Here is a 23,333-nt window from a genome sequence, read left to right as displayed (position 1 = left end):
AAGCATAGTTCAAGTTTACGTGAAACCTGTTCCTATGCTTCCACTGATCACATGATTAATCCCATAGTGAGTCGATGATGGCTTTGACAGAGGCACGTCTCGCCATATAGCTATTTTCCCCCATCCAAAGGGATAAGTATTCAGGATGCCCTGTTTTCGCACTGACTTGGCGAATTTTCGTCGTTAAATGGTGCTGCAATGGATACGGTGCAACGATTTTGTCTTTTAATTGCTCTGTAAACTTATTAATCAGACCGCGCGCAGGTTTTCCCGTAAACGCAACCGTCACACATGTACCCACTTCTTTTGAATGTAAAATGGCCTCTTTATGATATTCGTTCACACCACATTCATCTGACGTAATGAGTGCTGTACCAATTTGCACAGCCTCTACGCCTAGCGATAGCATTTCGTCCACATGTTGTCGCGTCATAATGCCACCTGTAGCGATCACTGGAATCGTTACGTTTCCTACAACTTGCTTCACTAACTCACGAATTGGTATAAGTTGCATAGGCTCTTGGAAAGAACCACGATGCCCACCTGCTTCGCCTCCTTGTAAAACAACCGCATCAAAACCAGCTTCTTCAACCGCTATTGCCTCTTCTTTCGTAGTTGCTGTACCGATCACAAAAATACCTTTGTCTTTTAAACGATGAACCACGTCTCCATTTGGCAAGCCAAACGTAAATGACACAATCGGCACTTCTTCATCTAAAACGGCTTGAATTTGCCCTTCAAATACTTCATTCGACATGACTTTCGGTATATCTGTAATGCCAAGTTCATCGTAAATAGGTTGTAACGCCATACGCGCTTCTTGTAATACATGAACATCAATCTTAGGCTCTTCCTGTACAAATAAATTAATGCTGAATGGTTTAGTCGTTAGTTGCTTTACTTCTTGAATAAACGCGCGTGTTTCCTCGCCATTTAAGTAACCGGCTCCGATAGAACCAAGCACACCTGCCTCACAACAAGCTGCAACAAACGCAGGCGTTGTGACACCTGCCATCGGTGCTTGAATAATCGGTTTGTGTATATTGAAATTTTTTAGCATATTTATCACCTCATACAAAAATTGTAAACCTTTTAACTTAAATAATCTACCTAGCGTATGCAATTGTGTAGAAAGTTTTTTCACTCATCATAACTCGATATAAGCAACAACCAAATTGATTTCCAAAGGCACAATTAAGAAGGTAATATTATTTTCTCTCACCTTTATTTCAAAACACTTCCCCTTCTCGTATCTTTCTCACAAAACAATCAAACGCTTCCTGGGCTTCAGATTGTAGTCGCACCGTACAAATTAACGGATAAGTCGGACAAATCTGCATCAACTTGTCATGTTCTATTTCAATAAATAAACCATCTGCCTTCACATCCCATAACCCATCCTTATTCTTGTAGGCAACAGCATTGAAATCACTGCTCCAATCCTGATTGAAAGAAATATGCCAATGACGCCCAGTCAAATGTTCTTCAATTTCCTTGGCATAATCGGTATAAGTCGGTTTCAGGGAAATAACTTCCATATGCTTCGTCACAAGCTCCTGAGGAATCGGTGCATTACTTGGTAAATCCTCATTATCATATAAAACACCTGCTAGAAAATAAGCTAAACGCTTCTTTGCTTGTTTAATTGCTTCCTTTTTTGTAGAGCCTGTGCTTAAAGGATATTCCCACCCCGTATCAGGAAGCAATGTTGGAAAATAAACGCCGTATTCACCAGCTTCTTTCTCAATAAATGCTGGATAAGCTATGTGCTCAAATTTCATATTAACTACACCTTCCCACATAACAATAAGATGAATATCGAAATATTTTATTATACTATTAAGGCTCTTCGCTAAAATATGTACTTGACCGCATATTCCGTTACGGGCGGACGCTTTCCGCGGGCACGGCTCCAACTAACTTGTATCGGGACACGTCCCGATACAAGTGGATTTTCCGCGCGTGCTGTTCCCGCAGGAGTCACCGCCCTTCACTCCATATGCTTTTATATCAATCTCTGTTTTTAATCCAGAACATATTTTAGTATTGAACCACTATTAAAGATAAAATTGGGTATAAAATTCAATTCCACTATTTTGAATGATTATTGGTTTTCTTCAAATTAATAATCGTCCGTTACACGTTGTTTCTTACGCTTGCGCAAAAACAACATCCACCAGACGAATAAAAAGAAGTATCCTAGCATGGAATAAATAGACCAATTTTTACCTTGTTGTAATTCACTAATCAAATGTTCAAATTCATTCATGCCTGCTGCTCTTCCTATACAATTTATTATACTTATTACTGGAACTGTCACAGTAAAAACAATAGTTAAAATAGACAAACCTTTTATTTTCTTTTGCTTAATGCTAACCCCTGCCGTTACTAACGTTGTAAATAAAAAGAAGTAATATATTAGCCAAAACCATCCAGGTAGCGTTTCCCAATACATTTTGATCCCCTTCCCACTCATAAAAAACGAGAGGGAATGATCCCTCCCGCTTATTATTTTCGTTTTAGTTGTTTTAATAACTCGCTAACATTCGTTGGAGTTTCTTCTATTATATTAGAACCCACGACTTGTTTCTTTTTAAAGGAGAAGCCAAATCGTCGGAGTGTAATATCCACAAAGAATAATAACAAGGCAATGACTAGAAGCCATGTTGTAATCGAGCGGCTTTCTGTCCCTTTTTGTTGAAACGGTCGGAATACATCACTAGCTTTTTCAATGACTTGACCACCGCTACTATTCGCTATCGTTTCTAATAGTGCTGTATTCGTTGTACTTTGCTTATACTCATCACTATACGGCATTTGTACCCCAACTTTGACCATTTCTCCGTCTTTGTTGACAATACTAAAGAACACAAGGCCAGGCTCTCCATCGGCAAACACTTTTATTTTACTAGCGGATAATACATCAGTTTCAATCGGCAACTCTTCCCCTGCCTCATTAATCGCTGTTACTGATAAAAATGCCGCTTCGTTTGATACATCTGTAATGGTGAATTGACCGTTGCCATCTGATGTTACGGAATACGTTACATCGTGGTAGCTTGGTAAAAGCTCGGCAATTGCCGTTTGCCAAAATTCACGCCATTTCACCCAAGTTGCCCAGCCGCCAGCCCACGCACCAGCTGCATCAGAAGTAAAGGCAATTGTTGTCCCTAATCCATATTGCCATGTGGCTAAAACAGGATCTTCCTTTTCACTCTCTGCAACAACGGTAGCAAGCGGTTTAGCCGTTGTACCGATGTAGGCATTCATTTGTGCCACACCATCTGCAAATAAATGATTCCATTTATCTGCATTGTACACAGTCGGGTAAAACGGATTGTCTTCAATATACGTTCGTGTCATCATAGACGTTTCCCTTGATAAAATAGAAGGAATCGTTGTTTCATCTACTACATCATAAAAACGCCCGCTCCCCATGTCACTTAAAGACTCCAGTAAATTTCGGTCAGCATCTTGCCCAATCGCAACTGTTGACAGTGTGACATTTTTTTCTAATCCAGCAGCAATTAAATCGTCATATGACATATTTGTAGATGAATAACCATCTGTTAGTAAAATAATATGTTTCCGTTGTAGCTTTAAATCTTGTAGCCCCTCATAGGCTAATGCAAGTGAGCTATAAATTTCCGTTCCGCCACCCGCTGGAATCGATAACACTGCATCTGTTGCTTCCTCTTTATCGGCCAGCTTCGCCGTTTCGATAATCGGCCACGGTCGATCATCAAAGGCAATCACACCAAGTGTATCATCATCACGTAGTAGTTCAATGGAACGTGCCGCAGCCTCTTTTGCAAGCTCCAACTTATTCCCCATCATACTACCTGAGCGGTCAATGACGAGAACAAGCCCTAGCGACGGCATTTCGTGCTTTCCTTGCACGTCCATTTCTACAGGTAATAGCGCTTCAATCGGTGTTTTGAAATAGCCTCCTAAACCGAACGCTTGGTCACCACCAACCATCATAAAACCAACCCCAAAATGCTTTACCGCTTGCTCAATGACTTCCATTTTCGCTTCGCCTACTGTATGAGCTGATACATTATCAAAAATAATCGCATTATAAGCTAAATAACTCGATAATGACGATGGTAACATAGATGCACTCATCACGGCATAATCAATCGTACTGTTTCCGATAATCGCTGGAATTTTAGAGGTCGCCTCATCATCTTGTACAATTAATAAACGCGGTGCTGCTTGTACAGTCGTCACGCTCGTTAACTTGTTATTTTCTAAAAAAGCATCATTGGCCGTTTGCACAAGAGCTTCATACTTTACTAAACCTGTTGCACTGCTCATATGATTAAATGTAAAGCGGTTATGACCCGCCTGCAATGTGACTGATTGCTGTACTATTTTCTCATCATTTTCATATAAGATCAGCTCGACCTGCTTTTCGTTTTCTGCATAAATGTTTGTGACAAGCTGTTGTTGTTCCCCCTCATAAGCAATTTGTGGTGTTTCAAAGCTTTCTAAAATAATATCCTCATCTGCACTTTTAGCAAGCGGGACAACATCGATTGATACATTGCTATTTGTTAATTTATTTACTTCTAGCAACGCCTCTCCCTCTGTTTCATTCCCATCTGTTAACAACACGATACGGGTTGCTTTTTGCTGATCCGCAATACTCGTCACCATTTTTAGCGCTTCCTCAATATTTGTATCGCTGACAGCTGACATGGCCGATAATTGCGGCACTGCTTCTACCTCATCGGATAGTAGCGCTTCTGTTTGCACCGCACTGGCAAATGAATAAATACCGACTTCATGCTTATCCTCTTTACTCGTTAAAGCCTCTTGTATAAACTGCGTTGCTGTATCCTCTTCTGCACTTGTAGAAGCCGAATGATCGATTAGAAATAAAACTTGCTCCTTGTCAATTGGCAATAAAATATACGGATTCGCTAAAGCAAAAATTAAGCAGCTAACCGTTGCTATACGCAATACATACACAATATAATGAAGCTTTTTCCACTGTGCCTTATGCCGTTTCCATACAAATCCAAAATACAGCACGACAGGAATAAATAATAAAAGCGCGAACGGAATATCAATTCGTAAATCCACGTCTACGTTGCACCTCCCATTCTGCTAAAATGAGCAGCAAAATTATCAATACGATATAAGGGACGAAAGAAGTAGACGTTTCCACTTCCTCATTTTCGTTTGTTAATTGCCCCAGTGTAAAATTTTTACCGGATTGAATATGGCGCTCACTTGCGGCAAGCACGGTTGAAAATAGTCTTGATTCATCCTCAGATGATAGCTCGTATAAACCAGGCTTTTCCGGGGCGATAAATTGTTTGCCACTCGTAAACGATGACACGTATTTTCCTTCTTCGTTATAAATCGACCATTCTGTTTCACGCAACGCAATAGATGCGGCTTGTTTCGGTGTAAACGTCCCCATGCTGTCACCTGCCGCTGAAATTTGCTGCACGGCACTCCATAGGAACAACGGGAATGAAGGATGCAGCGGCCAATCTGTCGCCTGTAAATCGGCTAATACAATAATATCTCCTTTTGGTGACAATTGAATAAATGGCTCTTCATCGACCGTTGCAATCGTGTCAAACTGTTCAAAGGGCGGATACATCGATTGGACATACACATCTTGCAATGGACTAAAACTAAATAACGCATCGGATGACTGACTAGCAAATGCATTCATCTCTTTACTACTTTCATCATTGCGACCAATTAATATAACCGGGCTTTGTCCATCTAATAAAGTAACATCATTTGAAATGAGTAAAGACTGCTCGTTTGCTTGCTTCAATGTCGCTTCATCAAAAAATGTGACGTGATCATAAACAGCAGCAAAGCCTTTTTGAACAAGGGCGTGTGTTGATGGATCGAGCATGACCTCCATTGTCTCCTGCTGGATAGTTGTAACCCATTCATTATCTAATGCATAATCATCATTGACTTCAATTTTCGCTGTAATCGTCGGCGTCAGTGGTAATTGATCAAATAAATGGCTTATTGTGTCATGCTGCTCCAGTGTGAGCTGCTCTGAAACAAGACGCTGATCCTTACTATATAAATCAATCGTGATGTTTTGTGTTTGATCGGTTTCATTTGTTAGCTGCACCAGTGCTGTCGTCTGTTCCCCTTGAGCAGTTGCTGCAAACTTCGTAATCGCTACATTATTTAACTCCTCGGTTTGTCCATATACATGCCATTCTACAAAAGCACTTTCAACGGGTAGTTGTTGCTTTTCTAAGGAATCCGTAAAAACATAGATCGCCGTCGTCCGTTGACCAATAAATGCTTGTACGACTTCAACCGCTTTATCCATATGTTCCTGTTCATATGTAACTTCTAAAGTATCTACTGCCTTTTCAACTTCAGCAGTATTTGTTTCTTCACGTAGCACAACAGTCGGCTGGCGTCCTGTCGTCACAAGCGTGATACTTTTCCCATCCATGTCTTTTAATAATTGCTTCATCTTATATTTATGCTGTTCAAACGTTGTGGCCTCTTTCCCAGCAAGCATTGTAGCAGAAGTGTCCACTACAAAAATGACTTGCTCGCCTGCTATTTTCGTACTAGGCAAGTAAGGCTTCATCAATGCGAAAACAAGCAAAAGAAGCGCCGCCAGTTGTAAAAATAATAGGATGTTTTTTTGTAGCTTTTTTAAATACGGAGAAGCTTTTGTTTCCTGCATAAGTTCTTCCCAAAAAAGGGTGGAGGAAACGGTTTGTTTCGTATATTTCTTTCGGAAAAAATAATACAGCAGGACGATGATTGGAAAAATAATCATCCCGATAAAAGCGAAATTCATAAAGCCCATTCATCGTCACCTCACATAATCCAATTCTCTTTTTTTAGGCGGTGGAAAAAAGCGTTGGAAAACCCTTCTTCCGCAACGAGTTGAATTGTTGCTACACCATATTTAGCGCAAAGAAGCTGGAATTTTTTTTCGTGCTCTGTTTTTTTATTGATATACTGTTGGATCATTTGATTGGACACAGAAATATTTAATTTCTCATCTGTTTCAACATCATAAAGCTCTACATCCCCAGTAAAGTTCGGTTTCATTTCTTCCTGTGTTTCAATTTGAATAATCCGAATATCGCCAGCATAGCGTGGTAATCGTTTAATAAGCGCCTCCCACTCAGCAATCGGCTCAAGTCCATCTGTAATCAGTATGAGCACCGTTTGCCCTTTTGCCAGCTGTTTCATGGCATGCTGTACAAATGAATCCTTTAAGGATGGTGGTTGCAAACTAGCCATTGTATGCGCAAACGCTTGCTTATACGTTGCACCTTTTTTACGAAACGGTATGACCTGTTGTGCTGAAATAACGGAAAAAGAAAGCCGGTCATCATTTTGTAATACGAGCTGACCAAGTGCGAGCGCTAACTGCCTTGCAAGCAACCATTTTTCTGGATGAACCATCGATTTCGATGCATCAAGTAAAATATGTACTCTCATTTCTTGCTCGTCTAAAAAACGTTTAATAAAATACTTTTCTGTACGAGCGTATACATTCCAGTCTACTTGACGTACATCATCACCCGGATGGTATTCACGGAAATCACTAAAATCCATCGAGGAGCCAAAGCGATTGGAACGGTGTGAGCCTTTATGTTGACCACGCAGCTTAGATTTAGTTGCAAGCTTCGATGACCCAATTCTTTTCTGCCACTCACTTTGTAACAGTAGCTCCTTCGTCATACGGATGCTCCTTGCTGTACTTTTGTTAAAATGATTTCCACTATATCATCCGTTGTTTTCTCCGACGCTTCTCCTTCATAATTGAGTAAAATGCGGTGACGAAGGGCAGGTTTTGCTACCGCTTTAATATCTGCTATCGACACATGGAAACGCCCATGCATCAGCGCGCGTGCCTTTGCCAGTTTAATGACACTTTGCACTCCGCGTGGACCGCTACCATATTGCACAAATTGCTTCACTTCATCAAGGGCACTCGCATCAAATGGGTTCGTCGCTGTGACAATATCCACCGCATACGCAAGAATATCCTGTGCAATCATGACTTCTTTTGCCATCTGCTGTGCCTGTAATAACTGTTCGGTATCCATTACTTTTGACAGCTCCGCCGATACAGCACCTGTTGTCCGTTCCATAATCGTTAACAAATGTTGCTTAGAAGGATATGGAAGCAATACTTTACATAAGAAACGGTCAAGCTGTGCTTCTGGCAGTGGGTACGTCCCTTCCATTTCAATTGGGTTTTGTGTGGCTAACACAAAAAATGGTCGTTCCATTGACCTCGTATCGCCAAGTACCGTTACCGTTTTTTCGCCCATCGCTTCAAGTAATGCACTTTGCGTTTTCGGTGTTGCCCGGTTAATTTCATCGGCTAGCACAATCTGACTGAAAACCGGTCCTTTTTGAAATGTAAACTGCTGCTTGCCATTTTCTAAACGTTCAATCATGCTCGTTCCTGTAATATCTGCTGGCATTAAATCGGGTGTAAATTGAATCCGGGAAAAGCTCAGCTCCAGTACGTTAGCAATCGTACGAACGAGCATCGTTTTCCCAAGTCCAGGCAACCCTTCTAACAGCACATGTCCATCTGCTAAAATCCCATAGAGTGTAAACTCGACTGCTTCTTCTTGCCCGACAATAAACTTGCCGATTTCCTCTCTTACTGCGAGTAAATGTTTACTCATTTGTTCGTATTGTTGTTCATGAAAAGCCATGCTCATCCCCCTAGTCTGTTTCTATTGATGTAAAATAATGTTGCACCATTTGTTGTAAATCACTCGGTAGCTGCAATCGTTCAGTAGATTGCATATAGCTATCTTTGTATGTGCCAACTACCTCTTCGTATGGGCGCACGTCACCTCTTGTCGCAGGAACGTAACCTTTTTCTTCAATCGTATCGCCTTCACCTATTTTGCCAGAATCCACTGTCATATCGCTTGATCCACCAATACGATGCGGAACCGCTAATAAATCGCGACCGCCAGAACCTGTGCCGCCCATTAAACCACCTTTGCCACCGCTACCACTTCCCGAACCACTGCCGGAACCAGCACCACTTCCACTACCAGCCCCTTGCCCTTGCCCACTACCGCCAGATTGCCCTGAGCTGTTGTTATTATTCGTGGATGATTGGCCTTGATTTGTCCCTTGACCTGACCCTCCACTTTGCCCACTTCCATTACTTTGTGAGCTATTATTATTCGTATTTTGCTGTCCGCTTGAGCTTGTCGTGCCTGGTTGACCGGTACTTTGGCTTAAAGAAGATGATGGATTCATATTGGCAATTGTTTTTTGTAAATTTAAATCAATTGGCTTTCCAAGCTTACTCAATGAACTTTGCGCCTCACCTGCTGCAGAAGCTAGTTCTTTATTTAAAGAAGCAAGCTCATTTAACTGCTGCAACTCACCTGCTGATAATTCGTTCTTTTGCTGTTGTTCAGCAAGTTGTTGTTCTTGCTTCATCAATTCTTTTTGCTTTTTGACGAGCTCTTTTAGCGCCTGCTCGCTCGTTTCAACTTCCTCCAACGCTTGCTTTAGTTCTTCCAATTCTTTCTTCGTCTTCTCTGACAACTCTTTCTTTAACTGTTCCTCGACCTCTTTGTCGATTTTTTCCGTAATCGTCCGATCCGCTTCTACTACTTTTGCTTCTTGCTGTGTATTAGCAGGTAATGCAATTAAGCCGAGCAGTAAAACGAACAGACCAAATGTCGTCGCAAGTACTTTTGATTGAAACAATTTTTTTGGTCGCTTTTTAAACGCCTGTAACGCTTGCTCTTTTTGCATAGACGCTTGTTTCACTAAAGATTGAACGAGCCCATTTTCTTCTTTCGCTGTTAAAGCCGTCAGTAGCTCATTATGCGTAAAATAGGCATCCAATAAAATTAACGCATCTTTCTTCGTCAGCCGATTCGTCATAACACGCATCAGTTGCCATAAAAACGCGAGGACCGCCGCACCTATCGCTACACGGCTATAATACGGTAAAACAAATAGACGTGAAATGATATACACGATAGTAGCCGAAAGGACCGCGTAAAGCAGTCCTTTTTGAGCACCCAGTATCAATTTTTCAAGGAGTAGACTACGGCGCGCAGCAAATACAGCTTGCCATAGCCTGTTCTTTTCCTCCATGCTAGCTCCTCCTTATCCTCGTTTCATATTGACACGAAGTTTTTTCACTGACAGCACAAGCATTGTCACGGTTACACCTACATAGAAAATTAAATACGGAATCCAAATAGGAAGTCGAACACCGACAGTCGAATAAAGACCTTCTTGCATATCACTCGATAAAATCGTTAACATGAGTGCGCCTGGATTAATACTCGCCCAAAAATACGTAATCGGTGAGAACGGTGTGTAAGTTTGACTTGAGCTCATTGTTGCCATCGCCGACTGATCAATGACGATACCAATAAAGAAGAAAAATGCTGTAAAGCCGCCTAAAAAAATCATCGCGCCATATGTGGCAATCATCGACGTAATCGTACGTTTAATCACTGTCGAGAAAAAGATCCCGATACTGCCGATTGCTACCATTGTGACAAAATAAAAGAAGAAAATTGTTAATAGCTGTGTCGGTGAAACACCACCGAATAAAAAGACGATACTATAAATCGGTAAACCCGCCATTAACAATAACCCTAAAAAGGCAATAGAAGATGTTAATTTCCCAAAAATAATTTGCCACGAGCTTTGTGTTGTCATGAGTAACATATTCAATGTCTGCTTTTCACGCTCTGTACTAATTGCACCAGCTGTTAAACCAGGCGTGATAAACATCACGAGCCCCATTTGTAACACAGAAATCATCATAAATAAGTAAAGACTTTCAGACGGTCTAAAATAACCCGTGCCTGAAAATTGTGTCACAATCATGAAAAAGCCAATGACTACGATACATAGCGCCAATAAATAAAACATGAGACCCGTAATACTTTTAAAGAAACGAAAGCGCAATTTCAATTCCTTCATTAATACAGGATTATACAGTTTTTGCATCATTGTTTTGCGCCTCCTTCGTAATCGCCATAAAAATGTCCTCTAAATCTTTTTCGACTTCATTGGCACTATAAATAGCAATATCCGATAACAGCGCCTTTTTCAACATTTCCACCTGTTCTTCTTTCGTACCACGGTATAAAAACGTAATGATACCTTCTTCTGCATTTGCTTCAATCGCACTAATATTCGGGTCCTCTTCGAAATGTCGAACTGCACATGCTACATCGCCCATCACTTTAATGGTCATTTCTTTATCCCCTGTTAACTGCGCGTGAATCGTTGCTACATTTCCCTGCGCAATTAAACGTCCTTTATCCAGCACACCGAGCTCATCACACATCTCCGCCAGTTCAGGTAAAATATGCGACGAAATTAAAATCGTTTTGCCGAGTGTTTTTAAATGCTTTAAAATATCACGCATTTCACTGCGAGCTCGTGGGTCTAAACCAGATGCTGGCTCATCTAATATGAGCACTTTTGGGTCATGAATAAGCGTCCGAGCTAAACACAATCGTTGTTTCATCCCTCGGGACAATAAATCCACATAGTCGTACCGTTTATCGGTTAAATTGACAAGTTCCAATAGTTCTGGAATTAGCTTTTCTCGCTCTTTTGCAGAAAGCCCGTAGCTTGCACCGTAAAAATCTAAATATTCCTCAGCTTTTAATTGGTCATAAACACCGAAAAAGTCTGGCATATACCCGAGCTGTCTCCGCACTTCGACTGGATTTTCCACGACATTGATCCCATTTACATGTGCCGTTCCACTCGTCGGGGCTAAAAGGGTAGAAAGAATCGAAAATGTTGTGGATTTCCCTGCCCCGTTTGCCCCAACAAAGCCGAACACAACGCCTTCTGGAATGACCAAATCTAACTGATCGAGCGCAGTAAACTGTCCATATTTCTTTGTGAGTCCTTTAATTTCAATCATTTTTTCACTACTCCCTTCAGTTCAAACGTAGGAAGCTGTACGGGCATGCCATCATCCATACCGACGCGTGACACCTTTAATATAAGTTGACGTTCAGCATTGATGTAGTTTTGTACATTTTCCGTTAACGTCACTTTAGCGCTATCAAGTGGCTCATAAGAATCCGTTGTATGATTATAAATTTCTGTATAAAGCACACTGTCTTTATATTTGATTTGCAATGAATCCCATGCAATATTTGCTAAATCAATATCTGCTAGTAACTCATATATTACGCGGAACTCGCCGTCACTTATATACGCATTGTAAATATCATTGTTTTCAATATAGCCGTGTTGCGCCATACCAAGCGGTTCAAGATTTGCCATCGTATCATCTACTGTAAACGTTACATTCCCGTCTAAAATCACCTCAGGGGAAATCGATTGTACAAAATAGCTCATCGCTGTCGTTTCAGCATTTCCTACTAGCTGCACTGGGACTAGCGAGACATCGGACCAACCAACAATCACAGGTTTGTTTTGATTCAACACAGATTCGATTGCAGACCCTTTCATATTGTCTAACTTTGTATTGAATAGTTCTTCATCCGAAGAAAAATTGTGTTGATACGAGTAGTTATGAATGGGTGTTGATAACGTTTGAGATTTAATATCTTCCTTCACCTCAAGCGTTTCATTTGCTTTAATATCCCCGAGTTCATATTCCTTTACGCCGCTTAATACTTTCACTTGCTTTAAATCCACCGGTAAGTTATTCGTGACTGTACCAGATAAAATACCGTTCGATAATGTCAGTTTTACATCGAGCTTTCCTGCTTGGCTAATCGTGGTTTTCCCAACAATTGATTGAACAGACCAATAATCCATATTATTTAACGTTAATCGTTGTCCATTAGCTGTTTGTTGAATGTATGATTTTTTGTGTAGTTCACTAGATGTTAGATTACTGTGAGCACCATAAGCGACCGCTGTCGTTTGTGCATCGGTTTCAAATACAAAATCACCGCCTTTGTTAGATAAAAGGGCATTGGTATAAGAGCCGATTAACGTGCCATCTTCTTGGACTTCGTAAAGGGCCATTTGCTGTATTTGAGGGTTTAATAGCCGGTCTTTTGCACCGAATACGAAGAACAATAGCGATGTTACTACTGCTGCAATAGGGACGTATATCCACATTTTTTCACGTTTATCAAAACGCTTTAATATAAAGTAAAGAACAGGACCAATAACTATAATATAAATAATAATAATCGCAATAACCCAACCCGAAGTAAATTTGAATGATGGGAATAATTCATTTACGTACGTCCAGTTCGCTCCATAGCCAGCAGCACTTTGATATCCGTTAAATTGATGATTGTAATTTGTTAACGCTAATATTTCCGCCAACAATTTACCATAACCTGCCATACTCGAAAGCGGTTCATCTCCTAAAGAAAATGTCGTTTGCATAATACGACCTTTACCAATTTGTGTTTCGGCCATCAACATTTTACCATTTACTAGGAGGTGATTCGCGGCATCATCCTTTAATGTAGCATTGTTTACTTCTATATCTGCTGTAAACACACCGTTGTTTGTGATTCCAGCCAATTCATCTGCTGTTATAGTGGCCGTTGTATTGCCTAAAACAAGCGGTAAGCTCTCTTCAAATACGCCTGCTGCGCCCGCGCCAAAATCATTTGCACCGACTAATACCGTACCACCTTGTTGCACCCAGCTATATAACGCTTGCTGTTGCTTATCGCTTAGATCACTAATGGCCATCTCATCAAATAAAATGTAATCGACCATTTGAAGTGCACGTGGCTCTTCAGCTAAATACACATTACTCGGATTATTAATAAAGATGATTTCCGTATTCATAGCCGTAAACTGATTGAGCCGTTTCACGCCGCTAAGTCGATCCTCATTGTTTGTCACGACAAATAACAATTTAGAATCATAGTCTAACATTCTTGGTGTCACATAATGATCACCGGAGTAGTCTATTTTCTTACCTTTTTCAATGCCACCCTCATAGAAGTGGAAATAATCTTCCCTCGGCATTGTATACATTAAGTTATCCGAATAGCCATCTAAATAAATTTGGAATGTTTTACTTTCCCCACTCCCGATGTCTAATGGAAAAACGAGTGCAGACCCTAAACTATAGCTCACTTCCGCGTCAATCACAAAGTCACCGGAAAAGCTATCTCCGTTATTTGTAATCGTGACAGTGAGCGGGGTTGCCCGTTCTTGTTTAATTTTATTGTTTATGCCAATTTCTGCTTGTACATCTAGCTGTGCACTAGCAAATGCTTCACTGTACGGAAAGCTTATAATGAAAAACATAAGTAAGCTAAACAATAGCGCAATTTTCTTATTCACAATCTCATCTCCTTTTCCCTCTCTATAATTAGTACGAATACAGCTTCAAGAAGTTCCTGAAAAAATTGGTATTTTTGAAAATGGTGGGTTCATCACCAAAAGTCGGGGTTGCCTTATATACATGGCACACTACACTCCAAGCGGATGCTTTCCGCGGGCATGGCTTCAGTCTCCTCGTCGTTCGTACCTCAGTGCTCCTGACGCTGCGCTTTCGTCGCAAATAAATTTCCTGCGGGGCCTTCAGCTCGGGGCAACATGATGTTGCTCACAAAGGCGTTGCCACAGGACGTGGCGACTTTAGCCTTTGCTCGCCTGCCCCGCTGGAGTCACCGCTCTCCGTTCCGTGTGCTACCTACTTCTACATAAATTATTCGCTTTAAAAATATTTTTGCTATAAGTCAAGGATAGAATATGTTGGAGAACAACCATTCTAAGGTGGCTTATGCAGAATATGTATAAACTTAAAGAAAATAATTACTTCTACTAAGAAAAATACTTTTTAGAACATAGAGAAGCACTCACCTTTGCCGTAGCGCGCCATAGCCACAGGAGCCGGAACAGGAGATCCAAATGTTTTAGCTCCTGTGTAGGCTGTGGCAAAGCGCGGAGGCTATGATACATACCTTTCACTATCCAACTAGTATTTTTAGGATACATTTTTGCTCATTACAAGTTATTATTAAAAATTACTCCATCAAATCTAGCATACCATTTAAAATCTCCATAAAGAAAAAACACCCATTCAAAAAGAATGGGTGTGAGTATTATATTAAGCACGTGAAACGTAAGAGCCTTCACTTGTGTTGATAATTAACTTGTCGCCTTCGTTGACGAAGAATGGTACGTTAACGATTAAGCCTGTTTCCATTTTTGCTGGTTTAGAACCACCTGAAGCTGTATCACCTTTAATACCTGGCTCCGTTTCAGCAACTGTTAATGTTACAGTGTTCGGTAACTCGATACCTAACATTTCACCTTGATAAGATTGAATGTGTACTTCCATGTTTTCAAGTAAATATTTTAACTCTTCTTCAATTTGAGAAGCAGCTAACGTTGTTTGATCGTAAGATTCCATATCCATGAATACATGCTCGTCACCTTGTGCATAAAGATATTGCATTTTACGGTTTTCAATCATCGCTTTTTCAACTTTTTCACCAGCGCGGAATGTTTTTTCTTGTACGTTACCATTACGTAAGTTACGTAATTTAGAGCGTACAAACGCAGCACCTTTACCTGGTTTTACGTGTTGGAAATCTAACACGCGGTATAAGTTACCATCAACGATAATTGTTAAGCCTGTACGGAAATCATTTACTGAAATCATTTTTATTCCTCCAAATATTATAAAATAATTAATTCCTTCGTCGAATGCGTTAATCTTTCATTACCCGTTTCTGTGATTAAAATATCATCCTCGATACGAACGCCACCAATGCCAGGTAAGTAAACACCCGGTTCAATTGTTACCGTCATACCCGGTTCTAATACCGTTTCAGAGCGGAACGAAAGCCCTGGTCCTTCGTGCACTTCTAAGCCAATGCCGTGTCCTGTGGAATGACCGAATGCTTCACCGTAGCCTTTTGCTGTTAAATAATCACGCGCTACGGCATCGGCTTCAATCCCGTTCATGCCCGGCCCTACTTTTTCGAGCGCTAAAATTTGCGATTCTAATACAACATTGTACATTTCCACAAGTTTTTCTGAAGGCTGGCCAACAGCAATGGTACGTGTAATGTCTGAAATATAACCATTATATAATGCACCGAAATCAAGCGTTACAAAATCACCTTTTTCGATTAACTTATCTGTCGCAACACCGTGTGGTAATGCTGATCGCACGCCACTCGCTACAATGATGTCAAAAGATGAGCTTGTAGCACCTTGTTTACGCATGAAAAATTCAAGTTCATTCGACACCTCAAGCTCTGTTTTACCAGGCTTGATGAAATCTAAAATATGTGTAAATGCATGATCTGAAATTTCACATGCAACCTTAATAATATTAATCTCTTCAGTAGTCTTTATCAAGCGAATTTTTTCAATTAATCCTGAAATCGGCACTAAATCCACTTTTACGCTCTTATTATATAATTCATACATGCCATAAGTCATAGCGTCTTTTTCAAAACCAAGCGTTTTAATGTTCATTTGTGCGACTTGGTTTGCGACTTCTTCAAAAATCGTTCCCTTATGTTGCACAACGCGAAAATCCTTTACTTGGGCAGTTGCTTGCGCTGTATAGCGGAAATCCGTAATAAACACCGCATCACTTTGCGAAACAACCGCTACCCCTGCTGTACCTGTAAAACCGGTCATATAACGACGATTAAATTCATTCGTAATGAGCAAAGCGTCTATATTTTTATCAATTAATTGCTGTCTTAATTTGGCTAACTTCATGCTTATTATTCCCCCTTATGACATTTGTAAAAACTTACGCAGTGCAAGTTCATAACCAAACGTACCTAAGCCACAAATTTGACCAACACATTCTGCAGCAAGCTTTGATTCATGGCGGAATGATTCACGTGCATGGATATTAGAAATATGTACTTCAATGACGGGTACATTCACTGCTGCAATCGCATCGCGCAACGCTATACTCGTATGTGTATAAGCACCTGGATTAAAAACAATCCCATCAATCCCAGTATCCTCAGCTTCATGAACCCAATCAATCAGTTCGCCTTCATGATTAGATTGACGAAAATCGATGGTAGCATTAAATTGTTGGGCTAATGCTATACAGTTATTTTTTACATCGTTTAAGGTTTCGGAGCCGTAAATTTCCGGCTCCCGTTTACCTAAACGATTTAAATTTGGACCGTTTAATACGAAAAGCTTCATTCGTCATTCTCCCTTTTTTCATTCTCATACTATTCTACCATAGCAGACGTATCATACGGCAACTTATTTCGATTTTCTAAGCTTTTACGATGGAATGCCGCGGTCTCTGTAAGAAAGACAAATGCTGTTAATACAACGACAAAGAAAGGAATGGATAAACGTTTAAAAGATGCTCTCTCCATAGGTAAATCATAAATGAGCCACTCGGTTAAAAAGGCAATTAGTAAACCAATGATGATGGCCCATACAACGGGAGGCAGCAACTGTACAAATTGCAATATCATAAATAAAATGATGCCTACAATAAACAAAATCACAAATAACGCAATCCAACGTGTTAAACCATCCGAAATAATAGTATTTAAAAATTTTGTAGGCTTCCAATGAATCCATTTAAATAAGTCTAATATCCTCAGCATGACCGTCACATAAAAAGCGCTCATCAGACTTGTGGACACTGCAATTTTCATCATAAAAAATCACCTCTTTCTGTGTTCAGCGTATCCGTTATTTCACATAACTATGCAGACAGGTAGTGATTTTCCGAAAAATTTAGTACAATGGAAAGGTAGAAATTTTGAGATTAGTAGAGAGTGGTGTCGATATTGAGTAAAGAAACACCTGTTTACGGCGGACAAGCACTTCTTGAAGGCGTGATGTTTGCTGGGCAAGATCATATGGTAACGGCGATTCGACGAAATGATGATTCAATCGACTATTATCATTTGAAAAAAGAGAAAAAACCGATTTATCAAAAACTAAAGAAGATACCATTCGTTCGAGGCGTTGTAGCATTAATAGAATCTGCTGGATTTGGTTCACGCCATTTAGAGTTTGCCAGCTCCCGCTATGACGTCAATCCTGGTGAAGAGGATGAAGGTGAAGAGGAAGAAATGAGCAAGCTACAAATGTGGCTTGGTGTTGCCGTTGTAGGTGTACTCTCCTTCTTATTCGGTAAATTCATTTTTACGCTCGTGCCCATGTTTATGGCCGAATTATTAAAACCGTGGTTCCCAGGAAAAACCATTCAAATTTTACTGGAGACAGGCTTTAAGTTAACTTTACTACTTGCTTACCTATACATTATTTCGATGGCACCTATTATTAAACGTGTCTTCCAATATCACGGGGCTGAGCATAAAGTAATCAATTGTTACGAAGCAGGTCTTCCATTAACAGTGGAAAATGTCCAAAAGCAATCACGCCTTCACTATCGCTGTGGTTCAAGCTTTATTTTATTTACAGTCATCGTTGGTTTATTCGTCTATTTCTTAGTCCCAACAGATCCGCTTTGGGTACGTCTTGTATCGCGTATTTTATTAATTCCAGTGGTCATTGGGATTTCGTTTGAAGTACTACAAGCAACAAATAAAGTGCGTAATGTGCCTATACTGCGCTATTTAGGCTATCCTGGCTTATGGCTACAACTATTAACGACAAAAGAGCCAAAAGACGACCAAGTAGAAGTCGCAATCGCTTCTTTCAGTAAATTACATGAAGTTGAAACAAACCCAGAAATTGCAGCAACATTGCATCATGACTAATAAAACAGGCTAACCGCAAGGCGGTGGCCTGTTTTTGCATTATCGATAATAAAAGATCATCGCCATGAATATAAGCATTTGTAAACTACTCGTAATCATAAGTAGCTGGCGGTTTATGCTTTTTCCTACCTTTTCCTCGATCCAACAATTGATCGCTGTCACAATGACGATAACCGCTACAATGGCAAAAAAATGAATTTGTTTCACGAATAGTATAAGAAAGCTCACCAGCACAATCATCACAATATTAAGCACTGACTGTGAAACATGAGAATGCTTTGACTGCTTATTGCCGTATTCGTCTTGTTTGTTCCATATTCGTTCTGTTACTATGCTGACAATCGTGAATATAACGATAACAGGAAAAATTAAATCATTGTTCACCTTATAATTTAATGGGCTTGTTGCCACATTATAAAATTCACTGAACGGTTGATTTAATCTATACATTTGATTAGTTTTCTTATTTATGAAATAAACAACGTCACCTACATAAGTCACTTTATAAACATTTTCTGTACCGTCTTGAAAATGAAGGCGCATTGTAAACCCAATACTCTCCTGCAATTCAACTTCTTCCACTAGTTGCATACCTTCCAGTGCCTCTGTCATGAACTGAATCCATTGTACATCAACGACTTTACGAACGCCTACTTGCCATGAAGAATAGGGGTTCCCCTCCCCCGACATAATATAGGCTTTTTGAATGTCCGTCGAAGTAGAAGTTGGCTCGGGTGGTGTGAACAATTGAGTTGTCGACACGAGAAACAATGCTAATATACATACAAGTACCGTAACCAAACGCACTTGCCACTTCGTTTGTCGCTGATTTTGTTTTAGCCTTCTTTCGATTTGATTGAAATGATTGGCCTTTTTTTGCTCTTCTTGTTTAATTGCTAACTCTTTTAATCGATTCTCAATCATGCACTTCACTCCCTAAAATGCCGCGCAATGCTTTTAATCCCCTTGCTGTATGATTTTTCACTTGCGCCTCCGTTATTTGTAAATACGTTGCCACTTCCTTTACGGATAATTCTTCAATATAGCGAAGCACGATTACTTCTCGGTAATGGATTTTAATGTTGCTCAGTGCTTTATATAGCCTTTTCATTTCTTCAGAGCGCTCTACTAATTCATATGGTAATGGCTGTTCGTCTTGTTTATCATGTTGGAACGGAAGCCATTGCAGTAAACGTTTCTTCCGGTAGTAATCATAGACGAGATTTCGCGCAATGCGTATAAGTACAGCTTTATTATGCTGAACGTTTTTCATCTTAAAAAAACGGTAAAACGCTTCTTGAACGAAATCATCTGCTATATGTGGGTTCGTCGTTAAAAATAATATGTATTGATAAATCGCATCATAATGCTCCTCATAAACCTCCCTCATGTGCTTCCTCCTCTCTTTATATAAGACGAACGACATATAGAACGGAATCACTAAAAAGAAAAAAATCCATCAAAATTGGCAGATTACTTCATCACAAGTGCATATATAACTATCCCAATCAATGCAACCATAATCGCAATGGCATGGGCAAACGAAACGATATAATGACGGAAATCCGGCTCATAACGCTTTTCAAGCACACCTCGCATCACGAGAATAATCATAAAAACAATCAGTACAAAAGCACTCGTCATGATACCTAACATCGGTGTTAACAAAATGATAGAAGCGGCACAAAGCATAATGACTGCTCACTCAAAAGGGCATTGCCATTTCGTTTTCTAATCATAAAATATTTTTGGTTCACTCGGTTTTAAATAGCCGATTTTCTTTTTTATATGGGGATAAATAAAAATTGATATAATGCTACTAACATGATGCGTACAACAAATTCCATAAAAACACCTTCACTTTATCATATTAATGGCATCGTGCAAAATGAGTGCCATATAATTATTTACAGAAAATTGAAAGTAACATATCATATGTCTATAACGAAAAGAGGTTAAATTATGGAGATTGATATTTTTTCAATACTTGCGTTATTTTTCTTTGGCTTTACGGGAGCTTTTATTAATTCAATCGTTGGCGGTGGCGGACTCATTACATTACCAGCATTATTATTTGTGGGGTTACCACCTGCCACTGCCATCGCAACAAATAAACTTGCCGCATCAATGGGCAATTTTACAAGTATGATTACATTTTTACGTGCTGGAAAAATTGATGTGAAAATGCTCGGCCCTATTGTACCATTTGTGTTTATCGGTTCTTTGTTAGGAGCGTTTACTGTCCACCAAGTTTCTCCAGATATTTTGCAACCACTTGTACTTATATTACTGATTGCCGTATTAGCGTACACATTCGTCAAAAAAGATTTTGGCAAAGTTGAAACGAGCGGCAAAGCAACAGGCAAAAAGAAATGGCTTAGTTTAATATTGCTCATTGGTTTAGGCTTCTACGATGGTTTTTTTGGTCCTGGCACAGGCTCATTTATGATTTTTATTTTGCTCTTTATGGGCTTTAATTTTATCGAGGCATCGGGCAGTTCAAAGCTGCTTAATTTCACAAGTAACTTAGCCGCCTTGCTGATGTTTTTAATACTCGGGGCAGTGAATTTTACGTATGGTCTCATTATGGGCTTTGCGATGATTTTAGGGGCATATACAGGCTCTAAAATCGCGCTTAGTAAAGGGACAGGTTTTATCCGCGTATTATTTATTGTCGTCACGATTATTCTCATTTTAAAAAATGGCTATGATTATTTCTTTGCATGAAAAATGGCTAACAGGTGTAGGTTTAGAATAAAGTTTGATTAACAAGTGCTATTCAGTCCTTATTTAAAAGCACATGCAAAAACTCCATTTTGAAAAAAGACAGATCAAGATGGAGTTTTTCATTTTAACTAAGTATAAGACTTTTATTAAAAAATTCGATTATTTTCTACCTTTGATATTCCACAATAGCGCCTTTTAATTGAATAACGATTAGCCTCTATTAATTAGTTTAGTGTAAGAGTAACTGATTGCTTTTGCAATCGCCCTGTTTAATATTTAACTTTATTCAACCGTTTCTAACTTTTGAAATATAACATTAGATGATGTATCTTCAGTTATTTCAAAATTAAATGCATTCCCCTTCGAGAGTTGAATGGATTCAACAGTTCCCGCAGACATTTTCACATTGTCGATTTCTACAAATGATTTAATTGTAACTGGTTGGTTTAAATCGAATTCACTACTACTCAGCTCAAAACTAAGAATGTCCCCTTTTTTAAGAGCTGAACCATCCGCATTGGCTGCACCTTGTGTTGTAGGTTGCTTTAAATCTTGGTAAAAATACAATTCAACAAAACGGATTTTGTTATCAGAGTTGTTTACCACTTGAATTAAGGCTGTTTCACTATGAGGTGATGTTAAAGCTAAAGAACTTGAACATGCAGTTAATAGTGCTATCGACAATATTATGCCTATCAAGAAAGGAAATTTTTTCATGAAGCACCCCTTCATTTTATTTCTTTTAAACAGACGTTGTGTATGTTAAAAGGTTCATTATGTTTCATTCATTTACTCCTATACAACTTAGCTTCTAAATTAAATGGCCCTTTAATGAAAAAAAAGCGCTGATTCTTAATACAGAATCGCACCCGATTGTGGAATAACTTTATCTACTATATGAAGTCCAAATTCTATACATATTTTTACCGTCTACCTCAATCTTATCTCTATGTATTGTAACATGTACATTCGTGTATCCCGCCCATTGTGGTATTAGTTCCGTTAAACAATCAATTACCTTTACATCAGGAGTTGCATAACCGCTATTTTCTTTTCTAAAAAAGCAATTTGAGAAATCTTGATATAATGAGTCCGTCCATTCATAAACTTCAAACTGAGAATCAAAAATCCGCTCATCTTCTTGATATTTTCCGTTTATCCAGTATATTTCCATAACAATGCCTCCTCCTCATGAATGTAGCGTTCAATAACACTATGTCCTATAAAAACAAAGAAACTTTCCTAGTTTTCCGGAAAAGCGTCCGATTACTGAATATTGATTAGCTTGTTGACTTAATGAAATAAGGACCTTTTACCAATCTGGTCCATCATCAGAATCACTCACTTTAAGAGTAAATGCATTGGGATCTAAATTGTTTTTTTCAACTAATTCATAGAAGATTGATTTTACCTCTTCTTGTTCTGATTCTGTTGCTTCTTTGTTTGATAAGATAATTTTCACCTGAATATCCTCTTTTGAATAAGCAGCAATCAAAATACGGTATTCATAACCTTTTTCCGATAATTCATTATGCGCTTGATTCACGATTCCATTATCTCCATATAGGAAATTCTCCACTTCCTCAGAACTTACTGTAGGTGGAATTTCAGATACCTTTCCTTTTGACGAGGAATTATTGATAAATAAGAAGATTCCTACAAACAAAATTACTACGGCTCCGACTAAAGTAATTCTACCCTTTTTCAGTTTATACACTTCCTTTTTTATTCTAAGGATATGACTGAATAAAAAGAAATAAACTTACTTGATTTGGGCAACTAAATGGCCCTTTAATGGAATAACTTTATTATCACTTAATCAGTTCTTAATCCACAAGAAAAACTGAAATCTCTTCTTTTAGTTCCTCCTGCAAACAACTAGCGCCTGAATTGAGCTAACCTACATCGTTTATAAAAAAG

General features: G+C 39.3%; 23 protein-coding genes. 2 read left to right on the top strand and 21 right to left on the bottom strand.

Annotated elements, in window-relative coordinates; all coding sequences use genetic code 11:
• Nucleotides 1-55: 55 nt before the first annotated feature.
• The 15 genes from AC3II9_RS11245 to AC3II9_RS11175 all read right to left on the bottom strand — a co-directional run bounded on the left by AC3II9_RS11245 (nucleotide 56) and on the right by AC3II9_RS11175 (nucleotide 17,615).
• On the bottom strand, nucleotides 56-1,060 hold the full coding sequence (locus AC3II9_RS11245) for an NAD(P)H-dependent flavin oxidoreductase (protein WP_489155487.1): 1,005 nt from the start codon (nucleotides 1,058-1,060) through the stop codon (nucleotides 56-58).
• A 169-nt stretch (nucleotides 1,061-1,229) separates the two neighbouring features.
• Nucleotides 1,230-1,781 (bottom strand): type II toxin-antitoxin system HicB family antitoxin, encoded by a 552-nt coding sequence (locus AC3II9_RS11240; protein WP_489155485.1) that lies wholly within the window; start codon nucleotides 1,779-1,781, stop codon nucleotides 1,230-1,232.
• Nucleotides 1,782-2,122: 341 nt separating this feature from the next.
• The gene (locus AC3II9_RS11235; protein ID WP_489155483.1) at nucleotides 2,123-2,455 is read right to left on the bottom strand and encodes a hypothetical protein; all 333 of its coding nucleotides are present in this window, start codon (nucleotides 2,453-2,455) and stop codon (nucleotides 2,123-2,125) included.
• A 53-nt stretch (nucleotides 2,456-2,508) separates the two neighbouring features.
• Nucleotides 2,509-5,091: a VWA domain-containing protein gene (locus tag AC3II9_RS11230; protein ID WP_489155482.1), complete on the bottom strand. Its 2,583-nt coding sequence runs from the start codon at nucleotides 5,089-5,091 to the stop codon at nucleotides 2,509-2,511.
• Nucleotides 5,075-6,820: a vWA domain-containing protein gene (locus AC3II9_RS11225; RefSeq protein WP_489155480.1), complete on the bottom strand. Its 1,746-nt coding sequence runs from the start codon at nucleotides 6,818-6,820 to the stop codon at nucleotides 5,075-5,077. Before AC3II9_RS11225 ends, AC3II9_RS11230 begins: the two co-directional genes overlap by 17 nt.
• Nucleotides 6,821-6,831: 11 nt before the next feature.
• The gene (locus tag AC3II9_RS11220; RefSeq protein ID WP_489155479.1) at nucleotides 6,832-7,707 is read right to left on the bottom strand and encodes a DUF58 domain-containing protein; all 876 of its coding nucleotides are present in this window, start codon (nucleotides 7,705-7,707) and stop codon (nucleotides 6,832-6,834) included.
• Nucleotides 7,704-8,699: an AAA family ATPase gene (locus tag AC3II9_RS11215; protein WP_489155477.1), complete on the bottom strand. Its 996-nt coding sequence runs from the start codon at nucleotides 8,697-8,699 to the stop codon at nucleotides 7,704-7,706. The genes AC3II9_RS11220 and AC3II9_RS11215 overlap by 4 nt, the downstream gene beginning before the upstream one ends.
• A gap of 10 nt (nucleotides 8,700-8,709) precedes the next feature.
• Complete coding sequence (locus AC3II9_RS11210) at nucleotides 8,710-10,116, bottom strand: DUF8809 domain-containing protein (RefSeq protein ID WP_489155476.1); 1,407 nt, start codon at nucleotides 10,114-10,116, stop codon at nucleotides 8,710-8,712.
• Nucleotides 10,117-10,128: 12 nt separating this feature from the next.
• Entirely contained in the window at nucleotides 10,129-10,989 is an 861-nt protein-coding gene (locus AC3II9_RS11205; RefSeq protein WP_391371855.1) for an ABC transporter permease, read from the bottom strand.
• Nucleotides 10,970-11,920, bottom strand: a complete 951-nt coding sequence (locus tag AC3II9_RS11200; RefSeq protein WP_489155474.1) for an ABC transporter ATP-binding protein — start codon at nucleotides 11,918-11,920, stop codon at nucleotides 10,970-10,972. Before AC3II9_RS11200 ends, AC3II9_RS11205 begins: the two co-directional genes overlap by 20 nt.
• Complete coding sequence (locus AC3II9_RS11195) at nucleotides 11,917-14,292, bottom strand: DUF8725 domain-containing protein (RefSeq protein ID WP_489155472.1); 2,376 nt, start codon at nucleotides 14,290-14,292, stop codon at nucleotides 11,917-11,919. Before AC3II9_RS11195 ends, AC3II9_RS11200 begins: the two co-directional genes overlap by 4 nt.
• Before the next feature lie 769 nt (nucleotides 14,293-15,061).
• Nucleotides 15,062-15,619 (bottom strand): elongation factor P, encoded by a 558-nt coding sequence (gene efp / locus AC3II9_RS11190; RefSeq protein ID WP_431029850.1) that lies wholly within the window; start codon nucleotides 15,617-15,619, stop codon nucleotides 15,062-15,064.
• Between the two features lie 17 nt (nucleotides 15,620-15,636).
• Nucleotides 15,637-16,695 carry a M24 family metallopeptidase gene (locus tag AC3II9_RS11185; RefSeq protein ID WP_489155471.1) on the bottom strand — a complete coding sequence of 353 codons (1,059 nt, stop codon included), beginning with the start codon at nucleotides 16,693-16,695 and terminating at the stop codon, nucleotides 15,637-15,639.
• A 15-nt stretch (nucleotides 16,696-16,710) separates the two neighbouring features.
• Complete coding sequence (aroQ, locus tag AC3II9_RS11180) at nucleotides 16,711-17,142, bottom strand: type II 3-dehydroquinate dehydratase (RefSeq protein ID WP_489155469.1); 432 nt, start codon at nucleotides 17,140-17,142, stop codon at nucleotides 16,711-16,713.
• Nucleotides 17,143-17,171: 29 nt separating this feature from the next.
• A complete protein-coding gene (locus AC3II9_RS11175) occupies nucleotides 17,172-17,615 on the bottom strand; it encodes a DNA helicase (RefSeq protein WP_489155467.1) in 444 nt (147 codons plus the stop codon).
• A 183-nt stretch (nucleotides 17,616-17,798) separates the two neighbouring features.
• Here AC3II9_RS11175 and AC3II9_RS11170 point away from each other — a divergent pair, with 183 nt between their 5' ends.
• Nucleotides 17,799-18,686 carry a DUF1385 domain-containing protein gene (locus tag AC3II9_RS11170; protein ID WP_489155548.1) on the top strand — a complete coding sequence of 296 codons (888 nt, stop codon included), beginning with the start codon at nucleotides 17,799-17,801 and terminating at the stop codon, nucleotides 18,684-18,686.
• Between the two features lie 39 nt (nucleotides 18,687-18,725).
• On the opposite strand, the gene AC3II9_RS11165 is transcribed toward AC3II9_RS11170, so the two are convergent.
• From AC3II9_RS11165 to AC3II9_RS11155, 3 genes are all read right to left on the bottom strand, one after another.
• Entirely contained in the window at nucleotides 18,726-19,610 is an 885-nt protein-coding gene (locus tag AC3II9_RS11165; protein ID WP_489155466.1) for a hypothetical protein, read from the bottom strand.
• Entirely contained in the window at nucleotides 19,603-20,076 is a 474-nt protein-coding gene (locus tag AC3II9_RS11160; RefSeq protein ID WP_489155465.1) for an RNA polymerase sigma factor, read from the bottom strand. The genes AC3II9_RS11165 and AC3II9_RS11160 overlap by 8 nt, the downstream gene beginning before the upstream one ends.
• 83 nt (nucleotides 20,077-20,159) lie before the next feature.
• Nucleotides 20,160-20,378 carry a DUF4181 domain-containing protein gene (locus AC3II9_RS11155; RefSeq protein WP_489155463.1) on the bottom strand — a complete coding sequence of 73 codons (219 nt, stop codon included), beginning with the start codon at nucleotides 20,376-20,378 and terminating at the stop codon, nucleotides 20,160-20,162.
• A gap of 267 nt (nucleotides 20,379-20,645) precedes the next feature.
• Between AC3II9_RS11155 and AC3II9_RS11150 the strand changes: the two genes are divergently transcribed.
• Nucleotides 20,646-21,413 carry a TSUP family transporter gene (locus AC3II9_RS11150; RefSeq protein ID WP_489155546.1) on the top strand — a complete coding sequence of 256 codons (768 nt, stop codon included), beginning with the start codon at nucleotides 20,646-20,648 and terminating at the stop codon, nucleotides 21,411-21,413.
• 282 nt (nucleotides 21,414-21,695) lie between these two features.
• Here the strand turns inward: AC3II9_RS11150 and AC3II9_RS11145 are convergent, their stop codons facing one another.
• The 3 genes from AC3II9_RS11145 to AC3II9_RS11135 all read right to left on the bottom strand — a co-directional run bounded on the left by AC3II9_RS11145 (nucleotide 21,696) and on the right by AC3II9_RS11135 (nucleotide 23,079).
• On the bottom strand, nucleotides 21,696-22,130 hold the full coding sequence (locus tag AC3II9_RS11145) for a hypothetical protein (RefSeq protein ID WP_489155461.1): 435 nt from the start codon (nucleotides 22,128-22,130) through the stop codon (nucleotides 21,696-21,698).
• Between the two features lie 169 nt (nucleotides 22,131-22,299).
• Nucleotides 22,300-22,587 (bottom strand): hypothetical protein, encoded by a 288-nt coding sequence (locus AC3II9_RS11140; RefSeq protein ID WP_489155459.1) that lies wholly within the window; start codon nucleotides 22,585-22,587, stop codon nucleotides 22,300-22,302.
• A 138-nt stretch (nucleotides 22,588-22,725) separates the two neighbouring features.
• Nucleotides 22,726-23,079: a hypothetical protein gene (locus tag AC3II9_RS11135; protein ID WP_489155457.1), complete on the bottom strand. Its 354-nt coding sequence runs from the start codon at nucleotides 23,077-23,079 to the stop codon at nucleotides 22,726-22,728.
• Between the last annotated feature and the right edge of the window lie 254 nt (nucleotides 23,080-23,333).

The sequence above is a fragment of the Lysinibacillus sp. RU7 genome (genome assembly GCF_057837305.1).
This window is presented reverse-complemented; position numbering and strand designations above follow the sequence as displayed.